14 protein-coding genes and 1 other RNA gene are annotated in these 12,337 nt (G+C 33.1%); 7 read left to right on the plus strand and 8 right to left on the minus strand.

The window, feature by feature from the left end; all coding sequences use genetic code 11:
• Nucleotides 1–2: 2 nt before the first annotated feature.
• Nucleotides 3–1,040 carry a glutaminyl-peptide cyclotransferase gene (locus BLV84_RS04185; protein WP_093240138.1) on the minus strand — a complete coding sequence of 346 codons (1,038 nt, stop codon included), beginning with the start codon at nucleotides 1,038–1,040 and terminating at the stop codon, nucleotides 3–5.
• 90 nt (nucleotides 1,041–1,130) lie between these two features.
• Here BLV84_RS04185 and ffs point away from each other — a divergent pair.
• The 3 genes from ffs (at nucleotide 1,131) to fsa (ending at nucleotide 2,778) form a co-directional block, all read left to right on the plus strand.
• Nucleotides 1,131–1,229: signal recognition particle sRNA small type (ffs, locus tag BLV84_RS04190), an RNA gene on the plus strand.
• A 73-nt stretch (nucleotides 1,230–1,302) separates the two neighbouring features.
• Nucleotides 1,303–2,109 (plus strand): SDR family oxidoreductase, encoded by an 807-nt coding sequence (locus BLV84_RS04195; protein ID WP_093240143.1) that lies wholly within the window; start codon nucleotides 1,303–1,305, stop codon nucleotides 2,107–2,109.
• Nucleotides 2,110–2,121: 12 nt separating this feature from the next.
• Nucleotides 2,122–2,778: a fructose-6-phosphate aldolase gene (gene fsa / locus BLV84_RS04200; RefSeq protein ID WP_093240147.1), complete on the plus strand. Its 657-nt coding sequence runs from the start codon at nucleotides 2,122–2,124 to the stop codon at nucleotides 2,776–2,778.
• Nucleotides 2,779–2,857: 79 nt separating this feature from the next.
• On the opposite strand, the gene BLV84_RS04205 is transcribed toward fsa, so the two are convergent.
• On the minus strand, nucleotides 2,858–3,874 hold the full coding sequence (locus BLV84_RS04205) for a threonine aldolase family protein (RefSeq protein ID WP_093240152.1): 1,017 nt from the start codon (nucleotides 3,872–3,874) through the stop codon (nucleotides 2,858–2,860).
• Between the two features lie 77 nt (nucleotides 3,875–3,951).
• Here BLV84_RS04205 and prfB point away from each other — a divergent pair.
• Nucleotides 3,952–5,065, plus strand: a protein-coding gene (gene prfB / locus BLV84_RS04210; protein WP_143521318.1) for a peptide chain release factor 2 whose coding sequence is annotated in 2 segments (ribosomal slippage) — nucleotides 3,952–4,017 and nucleotides 4,019–5,065 — 1,113 coding nt in all. Because the reading frame shifts where the segments join, the coding sequence is not laid out codon by codon here.
• Entirely contained in the window at nucleotides 5,062–5,409 is a 348-nt protein-coding gene (arsC, locus tag BLV84_RS04215) for an arsenate reductase (glutaredoxin) (RefSeq protein WP_093240156.1), read from the plus strand. The genes prfB and arsC overlap by 4 nt, the downstream gene beginning before the upstream one ends.
• Before the next feature lie 91 nt (nucleotides 5,410–5,500).
• Here the strand turns inward: arsC and glmM are convergent, their stop codons facing one another.
• A complete protein-coding gene (gene glmM, locus BLV84_RS04220) occupies nucleotides 5,501–6,889 on the minus strand; it encodes a phosphoglucosamine mutase (RefSeq protein WP_093240159.1) in 1,389 nt (462 codons plus the stop codon).
• Between the two features lie 93 nt (nucleotides 6,890–6,982).
• On the opposite strand from glmM, the gene BLV84_RS04225 reads away from it, so the two are divergent.
• Nucleotides 6,983–7,573 (plus strand): acyl carrier protein phosphodiesterase, encoded by a 591-nt coding sequence (locus BLV84_RS04225; RefSeq protein ID WP_093240164.1) that lies wholly within the window; start codon nucleotides 6,983–6,985, stop codon nucleotides 7,571–7,573.
• A gap of 3 nt (nucleotides 7,574–7,576) precedes the next feature.
• On the opposite strand, the gene BLV84_RS04230 is transcribed toward BLV84_RS04225, so the two are convergent.
• Genes BLV84_RS04230 through BLV84_RS04245 form a run of 4 tightly spaced genes read right to left on the minus strand, consistent with a single transcriptional unit; the run spans nucleotide 7,577 to nucleotide 9,639 of the window.
• Nucleotides 7,577–8,131 (minus strand): DUF4252 domain-containing protein, encoded by a 555-nt coding sequence (locus BLV84_RS04230; protein ID WP_093240169.1) that lies wholly within the window; start codon nucleotides 8,129–8,131, stop codon nucleotides 7,577–7,579.
• 11 nt (nucleotides 8,132–8,142) lie between these two features.
• Complete coding sequence (locus BLV84_RS04235) at nucleotides 8,143–8,670, minus strand: DUF4252 domain-containing protein (protein WP_093240172.1); 528 nt, start codon at nucleotides 8,668–8,670, stop codon at nucleotides 8,143–8,145.
• 4 nt (nucleotides 8,671–8,674) lie between these two features.
• Nucleotides 8,675–9,118: a hypothetical protein gene (locus BLV84_RS04240; RefSeq protein WP_093240177.1), complete on the minus strand. Its 444-nt coding sequence runs from the start codon at nucleotides 9,116–9,118 to the stop codon at nucleotides 8,675–8,677.
• Nucleotides 9,115–9,639: an RNA polymerase sigma factor gene (locus tag BLV84_RS04245; protein WP_159429389.1), complete on the minus strand. Its 525-nt coding sequence runs from the start codon at nucleotides 9,637–9,639 to the stop codon at nucleotides 9,115–9,117. The genes BLV84_RS04240 and BLV84_RS04245 overlap by 4 nt, the downstream gene beginning before the upstream one ends.
• Nucleotides 9,640–9,735: 96 nt before the next feature.
• Between BLV84_RS04245 and BLV84_RS04250 the strand changes: the two genes are divergently transcribed.
• Nucleotides 9,736–11,085, plus strand: a complete 1,350-nt coding sequence (locus BLV84_RS04250) for a S41 family peptidase (protein ID WP_234953093.1) — start codon at nucleotides 9,736–9,738, stop codon at nucleotides 11,083–11,085.
• 61 nt (nucleotides 11,086–11,146) lie between these two features.
• On the opposite strand, the gene BLV84_RS04255 is transcribed toward BLV84_RS04250, so the two are convergent.
• Complete coding sequence (locus tag BLV84_RS04255) at nucleotides 11,147–12,322, minus strand: GlmU family protein (RefSeq protein WP_093240190.1); 1,176 nt, start codon at nucleotides 12,320–12,322, stop codon at nucleotides 11,147–11,149.
• Between the last annotated feature and the right edge of the window lie 15 nt (nucleotides 12,323–12,337).

The following is a 12,337-nucleotide window of genomic DNA, read 5'->3' on the forward strand; positions in this document are numbered from 1 at the left end:
ATTTATTTTTTAATCAGTTCAATTTCAAAAAGTTTATCCCAGTTTTTACCTGTTACATAAAACTTTTCTGTTTTTGGGTTGTAAGCGATTCCGTTTAAAACGTCTAATTCAGGATGCTTTTTGACTTTAGATTTAAGGCCTCTCAAATCAATTAAACCTTCAACCGCACCAGTTTTTGGGTCAAAAATAACAACGCCATCTTTTAAATAAGTATTGGCATAAATTTTTCCATCAACATATTCTAATTCATTTAAGCCTTTTAGTAATGTTGAATTCGTGACTGCTTGGAAGTAATCAACTTCTTCTAAAGTTTCAGGATTTAATCGCCAGATTTTATCTGATCCATCAGTTTTATAGAGCCATTCACCATCATAAGAAAGCCCCCAACCTTCTTTACTTTTGTTATATTTAAATTTCCCAATACGTTCAAATTTATTGGCATCATAAATTAAACCTTCTTCTGATTGATAGGTGAGCATGATAATTCTGTCGTCAACAAAAGTAATGCCTTCACCAAAGTAATAATCTTCTAAATTGATTTTCTCGTAAACTTCACCGGTTTTATAATCTACTTTTCTCAAGCTTGAATGGCCTCGTCTCCCTGTACTTTCATATAAAGTATCTTTATAAAACTCTAAACCTTGTGTATAAGCTTTAATGTCATGAGGAAATGTATTGGTAATCTTGTATGTATAAAAATCAGGTTTTTTGTCATTATGAATAATCACATTCTGCTGAAGTTCTATTTTTTCACCATCCACATTAATATCAGCATAAACGGTATGCGATCCTAACTTTGCACCTTTCAATTGAAGATTTACTTCTGTGTTTGCATCTGCATTAACTTCTTGATCTAAAAAACGAATCATTATTGAATTAATCTGATGTTCCTTAGGGTTGAGAACCTTTAGTTTTAAGTCTTGGCTTGTGTTCAACTCCTTTTCATTGAGAAGATAAATTTTAAAATCTGTTTTTTTTGGTGTTGAGCAAGCATAAAGTGTCATCACTAAGAGAATGACTATCAATTTATTAGGAAACATGGGCAATTCTTCTTAAAAAAGTTTTTGCTAAAATAGGAATTTTAAAGTAAAACTCGCTTGTTAAATTTAAATTAGATTGTATATTTGCAGCGGCAAGTCCTACACAACCAGCTCCTGTTGAATCCTCCAGGGCGGGAACGCAGCAAAGGTAAATGGTCGTAGCGGTGTGATGTAGGTAGCTTGCCATTTTTTATTCCCTTTATTTTCCTCTAACTCATTTTTTTCTTAACCCAATTTATCGGATATTTGCGCAAAAATAATCATGGCGCAAGAAATTGTTTTTATCACTGGAGCTTCATCTGGCATTGGCCGATCTATAGGTGAATTTCTCGCGCAAAAAAACTACAAAGTTTACGGCACAAGTCGTCAGCCAAAACAAGATTTTAAAAACGGAATACACTTTCTCGCTCTTGATATCACTTCAACTGAAAGTATTGAAAAAGCAACTCAAGAATTGATTAAACGCGAAGGAAAAATCGATATCTTAATCAATAATGCTGGTGTTGGAATTACTGGTCCTGTTGAAGAAATTCCTGATGAACAAACACTGAATGTATTTCAAACAAATTATTTTGGCCCAGTTCAACTCATCAATCGTGTGTTGCCTTTTATGCGAAAAGCAAACAAAGGTTTGATTATTAACATTACTTCAATTGCAGGTTATATGGGCTTACCTTTTCGCGGACATTATTCTGCTAGTAAAGGTGCCTTACAAACAATTACAGAGGCTTATCGTTTAGAGTTAAGGCATACATCGATTAAATTAACAACGATTGCACCAGGAGATTTTGCAACGAATATTGCAGCTGGTCGCTATCATGCACCAGTTAAAGAAGACTCAGCTTACAAAGATAATTACGAACGCTCATTAAACTTGATGGATGAACATGTTGATAACGGCATGAATCCGCAGGAAATGGCAGAAAAAGTCTATCAAGTTATTCAGAAAAAAGAACCAAAAGTGCATTATAAAGTTGGTGACTTTCTTCAAAAGATATCACCAAAACTCAAAGGTCTTTTATCAGATAAATTTTACGAAAGAATATTAGCAAATCATTATAAACTTTAAAAACACAACAAAATGAAATTTTTCATAGACACAGCAAATCTTGACCAGATTAAAGAAGCACAAGATTTAGGAATCTTAGATGGTGTAACAACAAACCCATCATTAATGGCGAAAGAAGGCATTACTGGTGACCAAAGCATAATTGATCATTACAAAAAAATATGTGAAATTGTTGATGGTGACGTTAGCGCTGAAGTGATTTCAACAGACTTTGAAGGTATGGTTAAAGAAGGTGAAGCTTTAGCTGCGCTGAATGACCAAATTGTCGTTAAAGTTCCGATGATTAAAGAAGGGATCAAAGCCATCAAATACTTTTCAGATAAAGGCATTAAAACAAATTGTACATTGGTCTTTTCAGTTGGTCAAGCGATTTTAGCCGCGAAAGCTGGTGCAACTTATGTTTCTCCATTTATTGGAAGATTGGATGATATTTCAACTGATGGATTGAACCTGATTGAAGAAATTCGTTTGGTTTATGACAACTATATGTTTGAAACTGAAATTTTAGCTGCTTCTGTCAGACACACAATGCACATTGTTGATTGTGCTAAATTAGGCGCAGATGTGATGACAGGTCCACTTTCATCCATTGAAGGTTTGTTAAAACATCCTTTGACTGACATCGGTTTAGAAAAGTTTTTAGCTGACCATAACAAATCAAAATCTTAAGTAGATTTTATTTCTATTAAAAAATCCCTGAAACTTCATAAGTCTCAGGGATTTTTATTTGATATATTTAGAGAGAGAACTATATTTTTAACACCTCAAGTATTTTCTGATGATCCTCTTCAGAATAATCTAGATGCGTAACGATTCTCATCTTCCCCTCTCCCATTGTGCTAATTCTTATTTTATTGTTTTCTAAATAACTTAAAAATTCAGCTTCTTTAATGACACTTTCATTCAAATAAAAAATAACAATATTAGTCTCTGTTTTTTCAACTTTAGAAACATAGTTTTCAGTTTTTAAAACATCTGAAATTTCTTTAGCACGACGATGATCATCAACCATGCGATCAACATGATGATGCAATGCGTAATAAACAGCTGAAGCTGCAAAACCAACTTGACGCATGCCTCCGCCTAAAACTTTTCGCACTCGCATTGCATTCTGCATCACTTCTTTTTTACCTAAAAGAATAGTTCCCATTGGTGCACCCAATCCTTTTGAAAGACAAATAGAAATTGTATCGAATAAGGCTCCAAATTCTTTAGGATCGTGATTGTTTGCAACAATGGCATTAAACAATCGCGCACCATCTAAATGTAATTTTAAATCATTTTCATCACAAACTTTTTTAATAGCTTTAATGTCGTCAAGATGGTAACAAGCACCACCTCCTTTATTTGTTGTGTTTTCTAAACAAACCAAAGTTGACATTGGACTATGATAAAAGTCTGGCGGGTTAATAGCTTTTTGCACTTGGTCGGCTGTAATTTTACCGCGGTCACCATCTATTAATTTACATGAAACACCACTATTAAAAGCAACACCTCCACCCTCATAATTGTAAACATGTGCCCATTTATCACAAATCAATTGCTCGCTTGGATTTGTCAATAGTTTAATTGCAGCCTGATTTGCCATTGTTCCTGTTGGAAAATAAAGCGCTGCATCCATCCCAAATAATTCAGCCATATATTCTTCTAGCTGATTCACACTTGGGTCTTCCTTATAAACATCATCTCCAACTTCAGCTTCCATCATATATTTCAGCATATCTGGAGTCGGTTTTGTCACTGTATCACTTCTTAAATCAATCATTGTTTTTTATTTCAAAATAAAGATAATTCTATTGAATACACTTTTTATATTTCCTAAATTTGTTGAAAAACTAGAAAATGCAAATTACATCAGATCATATCAAAACACTCAAAGAACGTCTCACTGCCCTAAAACAGTATCTTTGACTTAGATGCCAAAGCCATAGAAATAAGTAACCAAGAAGAAAAGACATTCGCACCTGACTTTTGGAATGACTCTCAGAAAGCCCAAAAAATAATGCAAGAACTCAACCAAGAAAAGCAGTGGATCAAGGATTATGAAGCTGCAAAAACTCAGGTTGAAGATGCCGAAACATTGTACGAGTTTTTTAAAGAAGGTGAAGTTGAAGAATCCGAACTTATCAAGAAGCATGATCATGCGCTTTCACTTATCGAGGAATTAGAGTTCAAAAATATGCTTTCTGATGAAAGTGATAAACTCACTGCAGTGATACAAATCACAGCTGGTGCTGGTGGCACTGAAAGTTGTGATTGGGCTGGTATGCTCATGCGAATGTACATGATGTGGGCTGAACATAAAGGCTTCAAAATTAAAGAACTTAACTACCAAGAAGGTGATGTTGCTGGCATAAAAACAGTCACTTTAGAAATTGAAGGCGATTATGCCTTTGGTTGGCTTAAAGGTGAAAATGGTGTCCATCGCCTTGTCCGAATTTCTCCTTTTGATAGTAACGCGAAAAGACACACATCTTTCGTTTCAGTCTATGTTTATCCACTTGTTGACGATAATATTGAAATCGATGTCAATCCAGCAGACATCAAATGGGATTTTGCAAGGTCTGGTGGTGCGGGCGGACAAAATGTAAACAAAGTTGAAACAAAAGCCATTTTAACACACCACCCAACAGGAATTGTGATCCATAATTCAGAAACACGTTCTCAGCTTGAAAATCGTGAAAAAGCGATGCAAATGTTGAAATCTCAACTCTATGAAATTGAGATTCAAAAACAACAAGAAGCCAGAAACGAAATCGAGTCTGAAAAGAAAAGTATTGAGTGGGGTTCACAAATTAGAAATTATGTTATGCATCCATACAAACTTGTGAAAGATGTAAGAACCGGACACGAAACAGGAAATGTTGATGCAGTTATGGATGGACAAATTGATGAATTCTTAAAAACTTACTTAATGTCTGAAGGACAAAAAACTGATAAAGAAGATACATTATGATAAAAATATATCACAACCCAAGATGTTCAAAATCAAGACAAGGATTAGAAATACTAAAAGAAAGCGGTCAAGAACATGAAGTCATTCAATACTTGAAAGAACCTTTGTCAATTGATGAATTAAAGGAAATTTTAAAGCTTTTAAACATTAAACCCATTGCTCTTGTGAGGAAAAACGAGAAAATATGGAAAGAAAACTACAAAGAAAAAGTTGAAAAGCTTACCGATGATGAGATCATTCAAGCGATGATTGAAAATCCTAAACTCATTGAACGACCAATCGTTGTCAATGGAGAAAAAGCTGTTATTGGAAGACCTCCAGAAAACATCAAAGAAGTTTTATGATCAGTTTCTAAACAGACGTGGAGTTCATTTATATAAAAAGCTTGTTTTAAATTAAAACAAGCTTTTCTGTTTGTTCACAATACGCAATCAATTATGCCTGTGCAATCTCTTGTAATTCAGTAATAAATTTTTGAGCTAAATCATCAGCTTCTTGCTGCGATTGAGCTTCAGTGTATATTCTAATAATGGGTTCGGTGTTAGATTTTCTCAAATGAACCCAATTTTCAGGAAAGTCAATTTTCACACCATCAATTGTAGTCACATCTTCATTTGAATATCGTGTTTCAATCGTTTTTAAAATTCCATCAACATCTAAATCCGATGTTAATTGAACTTTCTCTTTAGTCATAAAATATTGTGGATAAGATGCTTTTAGGGCTGACATTGTCATTTCTTTTTCAGCAAAATGTGTTAAAAACAAAGCAACGCCAATCAAGCTGTCTCGACCATAATGCAACTGTGGATCAATGATTCCGCCATTACCTTCGCCTCCAATTACAGCATCCACTTCTTTCATTTTAGCTACAACATTGACTTCACCTACAGCACTTGCATAATAAGTTTCACCATGTTTTTCAGTGACATCTCTCAAGGCACGAGATGATGATAAGTTGCTGACTGTTGGACCTTTTTTCTTGCTTAAAACGTAATCAGCAATGCTCACTAAAGTATATTCTTCGCCGAACATTTCTCCATTTTCATCCATAAAAGCTAAGCGATCAACATCTGGATCGACTGTAATTCCGAAATCAGCTTTTTCTTTAACAACAGCCTCTGACAAAGCTGTCAAATGTTCTGCTAAAGGTTCTGGATTATGCGGAAAATGACCAGTTGGCTCACAGTAAAGTTTTACAACCTCAACTCCCATCATCTCTAATAGCGGTGGAATTGAAATTCCTCCTGTAGAGTTAACCCCATCAAAAACAACTCTGAGTTTTGCTTTTTTAACTTTATGAACATCAACTAATTGATGCTTCAAAACTTCTTCAATATGTAAATCGATATAAGCATCATTTCTGTAAACCTGTCCTAAATCATCAACTTCAGCAAAATCGAAATTTGATTTCTGAACATAATCAATGATTTTTTGTCCTTCTTCTGCATTCAAAAATTCACCTTCTTTATTCAGTAATTTCAGTGCATTCCATTCTTTAGGATTATGACTCGCTGTTAAGATAATCCCACCATCAGCATGCTCAAGCTTTACAGCCATTTCAACTGTTGGAGTTGTTGACAAACCTAAGTCGACCACATCAATTCCCAAACCCACTAAAGTTTGCATCACCAAACCTTGAATCATTTGGCCAGAAATACGCGCATCTCGACCAACAACAACTTTATATTTTTCTTTGTTGCGTTGTTCTTTTATCCAAGTACCATAAGCTGATGCAAAGTTGACTGTGTCAATTGGTGTTAAATTTTCCTCAGGTTTACCGCCAATTGTTCCGCGTATTCCTGAAATAGATTTGATGAGTGTCATAAGATTGGTTTCTAATTTTTTGTAAATATACAAGTCATCTTATTTTATTCCTAAAATTTAAGACAACTCGTTTAAAAAAGCTACTTTCATCGCATGAATTACTTGGCACACATCTATTTATCTGGCGATGACACGAAAGTTATGTTAGGCAACTTTATGGCTGATAGCATCAAGGGAAAAGACTTCCTCAAATATGAAGAAGGCATTCAGCGTGGCATTTTATTACACAGAGAAATTGACACTTTCACGGATGCGCATCCGCTTGTGATGCAGAGCAAAAAGAGATTTCACCCTATTTTACATCACTACAGCGGCGTTGCTGTTGATGTTCTTTACGATCATGTATTAGCAAAAAACTGGAGTGAATACCATGAGCAACAATTAGATAAATACGTTAACGATGTTTATCAAACCTTAACTGAGCACAAAGAATTTTTAACTAAAAATGTACAGAATTTTCTGCCAATTATGATTGAGTATAATTGGTTGGTTAATTATAAAGATGTTGATGGGATTGACCAAATTTTAAAGCAAATGAACCGACGGATTAAACACCGCGTCGATTTATCTGCTGCTGTTTCAGTGATGCGTGAACACCAAAGTAAATTTGACCAAGAGTTCAAGCTTTTCTTTGAAGATATGCGACATCATATCAAGAAATATAGACTTAAAAACAATTTCTAAAATTTATATTGAAACGTTTTTACTTTGATTACCATTTTTGTTTTCAGAAATAATAGACTCCATAAAATCGCCAACTTGATCAAGTTCTAATTTCTCCAAAATCTTTACAATTTTAACCATGTCATTTGGTTCTAATTCTTTGCTATTGACTCGGGACAAAATCATTCCAAAATTTTCGCTTTTCCCGTAAAATAAAAGTTCATCGATATCTTCTGGCTCTCCTAAATAAAGTAAGTTCATTTTTTGAGAACCGTCATTCATTCGCATTAATGATTCATAGCTTTCAAGTTTAATAATATTTTCTAAAGTTTCAGACTCTGATGTAAACTTCTGATCATCATGACTTAAGTAAGCAAAGTTGACAGACTTTATTTTTTTAACAGTCTTGATTTGCTCTTCTGACAAACCATCATAACTCGCTAAAAGTATATCAGGCGTTAAACTCATGGTTTTAAAAGCAGGATCATTTTGTTTTTCTACAAGGTATTCCTGAACAGATTGTTGATTTTGACAAGACACCAACAAAGCTAAAATGATAATTGTTAAATATTTTTTCATGATCTTAAGTTTTATTTTTCTTCGTTTAAATCATCTAAAGATTCAGCTCCTGGTATGTTCATTTTTTTGGTCAATGCTGAAATTTTAGTTAGATCAACATTACCAGTGATCATCATCAAGACACTTTGAGATTTTTTAGGGTTGTGAAGCAACATGATCAATTCTTTAACAACATCATCGGTCTTACCTGGTTTGACATAAAACTTAATGTCACTATCATCTTCATTAACACGCATTAATAAATCTAGATTCGAGTTCTTCAGATAAGATTCAGTATCAACCCTAATTTTATCGGCAGCAACTTTGTTTTCTGTTTGAAAAATTTTAATGTTTTCAATACTCTCGACTAAATCCAAGTAAGCTTTCACTTCTTGATCTTGACTATCCAGGTCTAGTTTACTCATTAACTTAAACATTTGTTGTGTAAAAATCATTGAGGTCACACCTTCCATATTTTCGAAATTATCAAAGTTTTGAGCCTTGATTTCACTTGATAATGTGGCAATCATGATGCCTAGTAACAGAATTATTTTTTTCATCTTCTTATTGTATTAATCGTTTTTTGGTTTCTTCTAATTTATTAATGTACTTCAAATTTGAACTTGCTTTATTCATTTCAAAAGAAAGTTTATCCAAAACTTCTTTCGTCTGTTTAAAAACTAATCTAGCTTCTTCTTTTTGTTTGTAATCTTGATAATGACTATTGAGATAAAAGCTACTAGCGATGAGAACTATAAGGACAGCAGCCAATTTATAAAATTGATGCGTTAATTTTTTAGACTTTGGCTTTTCAAATTTAAATTCATCATAATCTTCTTTTTTTGCTTCCTGAAATCCAACAAACATTTGTTGATATATTTCTAAATCTTCAGGAATATCAGTGTTCTCCAAAAAGAAATCTCGTAAAGTTTCTTCTTGCTCTATTGTTGTTTCTCCTAAATCGTACAATTTCAACAACTCACGGATATCATCTTCCTTCATTTTCATTGTGCCAATATTATTTTCATTTTTTCATGTAATTTTTTTCTAGCTCTTGATAAACTTACTCTCACATTGACAGGCGTCATTTCTAATATTTCTGCAATTTGATCAAATTCAAACCTTTCAATTTCTCTCAATTGAATAATCGTTTTGTCTTTATAACTCATCTGATCAAGAGCTTTTTCTAAAAGTGCTAAACTTTGTTTTTTCTCTAATTTTTCTTCTGCATTCTCCTCTGAATCTGAAACACGTTCCTGCACAAGTTCAAGGTGATTGTGGCGTTTAGATTTTAAAATGTCATAAGCATAATTTTTGATCATCGTCATCGCGTAAGCCTCAGAATTATTAATTCCAGAAAGTTGATCTTTTTTCATCCATAATTTCAACATCACTTCTTGAACAGCGTCTTGAGCCAAATCATCAGATTTTAATAATCTTTTTGCTAACCGATACATTTTTGGTTGTGCATTTTTAAAATGATTTAAAAACTGAGATTCGTTCATTGTTGCTGCGCTCTTCAATATCATGACGAGCATATTTCTGATTTGTTACACTTTTTTTTATAAATTTACAGGAACCTAATTTTTTCTGTTATGAAAATCCGCTATTTATTCATTTTTCTAATGAGTTTATCAATAATCAGTTGTAAAGATGATTTTGATGACATCATTGAGCCAACTGAAACAATTGACATTCAAAATTTCGTATGGCGAGCAATGAATGACTTTTATCTTTACAAAGCAGATTCACCTGATTTAGGAAATGATAGATTTTCAACTCAAGAAGAATTTATCAATTATCTAAAAAGTTATAATTCTCCTGAAAATCTTTTTGAAGATTTACTCGCAACACAAGATAGATTTTCGATTATTGTTAGCGATTACACAGCACTAGAAAACAGTTTAAGTGGCGTCAATCAATCGACAGGTTTAAGAATAACATATCTTCAACAATCAGGAAGTAATCAAGTTTATGGGTTTATTCGTTATGTATTACCAGGTTCATCAGCTGATGAAAAAGGCTTAGAACGCGGAATGATTTTTAATAAAATAAATGATGAAACACTCACTATTGATTCTAATTTTTTAGAATTAACAAGCGGAAATTCTTACACAATTCAATTAGCACAATTTGTCGATGATGAATTAGTATCAATTGATCAAAGTGTGATTTTAGAGAAAAGAGTTATACAAGAAAACCCTGTTCATTATTCTGAAGTTCTCAATTTTGATACAGCCAAAATCGGTTATTTGGTGTATAACAATTTCAGAGGAGATTTTGATTCTGAATTAAATGCTGTTTTTCAAAATTTTAATGCAAATAATGTTGATGAGCTCATTATTGATTTAAGATACAACTCTGGCGGAAGTGTTGAGTCCTGTAAAGATTTAGCAAGCATGATTACTGGTCAATTTAATAATCAGGTTTTTGCAAGACAAATTTATAACTCAAATTTTGATCCTGATGAATTATTTTTTGATTCAACTATTAGAAGTGGTGAATCTATCAATTCACTAAACTTATCAAAAGTTTATATTTTAACAAGCCGCAATTCTGCTTCAGCAAGTGAGTTATTGATCAATTCTCTAAACGCTTACATCGATGTTGTACAAATCGGAGAAACGACTGTTGGTAAATTTGAAGCTTCCAGAACTTTGTATGATTCTCCTAATTACAATAAAAGCAATGCGAATATTGGCCATACTTATGCTTTGCAACCACTTATCTCTAAGCTCGAAAATGCAAATGGTCAAGGCGATTATGCAGAAGGTTTAATTCCGCAGTTTCAGAAAACTGAAGATTTTCGAGATGCAAAAGCTTTTGGTGATACTTCTGAAAGTTTATTGTCAGAAGCGCTTAACATTATTGGCGTAGCTAGAAGTAAACCTTCAAAAATAAATCAACAAGAAGTTGAAGTCATTTTTGAAGATCATCAAAACAAACCAAATTATCAAAAAATGTATCTCGATTAAATAAAAAATCTATCTCTTCATTTTACTGAAAAAATAGATTTTTTATAGTTGTTATTTCAATTTAGTCACGTCGATAAGGCTGTGTCAACTCATGAACTTTTTCAAGTATATTTTGCTCTACTGAATTCAGTTCCAATTGTCGTCTTTTCATTACAATATCAGCAACTTCCATCGCTTTTTTTAAGTTGTAAGTTTTAACACCTTGATTTCCTCCCCATGAAAAACTTGGAACAAAATTTCTTGGAAAACCTGATCCGAAAATATTAGTCGAAACACCAATAATCGTTCCTGTGTTAAACATCGTGTTGATTGCAGATTTAGAGTGATCGCCCATAATTAAACCACAAAATTGCAATCCAGTATATGTAAAACCTTTCTTCGAGTAATCCCATAACTTTACACTCGCATAATTATTTTTGAGATTAGATGTATTTGAATCTGCGCCAATATTGCACCATTCACCTAAAATAGAATTTCCTAAAAAGCCATCATGACCTTTGTTTGAATAGCCAGTAATTACAGAATTACTCACCTCTCCTCCTACTTTTGAATGAGGTCCAATTGTCGTTCCTGTATATATTTTTGCACCCATTTTCAAAGTTGAAGATTCACATAAAGCAAATGGTCCTCGAACAGCTGTATTTTCCATAACCTCAGCATTTTTTCCAATGTAAATTGCTCCTTCACTTGCGTTTAAAGTTGCATTGTGAACTGTAGCGCCTTCTTCTATAAAAATTTGAGAAGGATTAACAGCGTAAACATGCGAAGGAATTTCTTGTGAAGTTCGACCAGAAGTTATTCGTTCAAAATCATCTTGAATGGCTTGATGGTTTTGAGCAAAAATATCCCAAACATTCTTGATTTCAATATTTTGATGTTTAAAGTCAACTTTCTTTAGAGTTGAAGTGTCTAAAGTAGCACCAGATTTCAACTTATAAGCCACAACAGTTGATTCCGTTTGTAAAACTTCATCAAAAGACAGAGATTCAATGGATTCAATTAAATGTTGATCAGGTAAAAAACGGCTATTGATATAAATTGATTCTTCAGAGCCGTCGGATTTTTGAAATTTTTCTTGAAGATAATCTTCAGTTTCGTAAAAAACAGAAGTCTCAAAAATGTTTTCGTACTTTTCTGAAATTTTTCTTATTCCGATTCTCAAATCGGCAATTGGTCTTGTATATGTGAGTGGTAAAAAGTTGTGACGATGCTCATCATCAAATAATACAATATTCATCCGTTGATTTTTTTA

It is taken from the genome of Psychroflexus halocasei, from assembly GCF_900107595.1.
Taxonomy (GTDB): Bacteria; Bacteroidota; Bacteroidia; order Flavobacteriales; family Flavobacteriaceae; genus Psychroflexus; species Psychroflexus halocasei.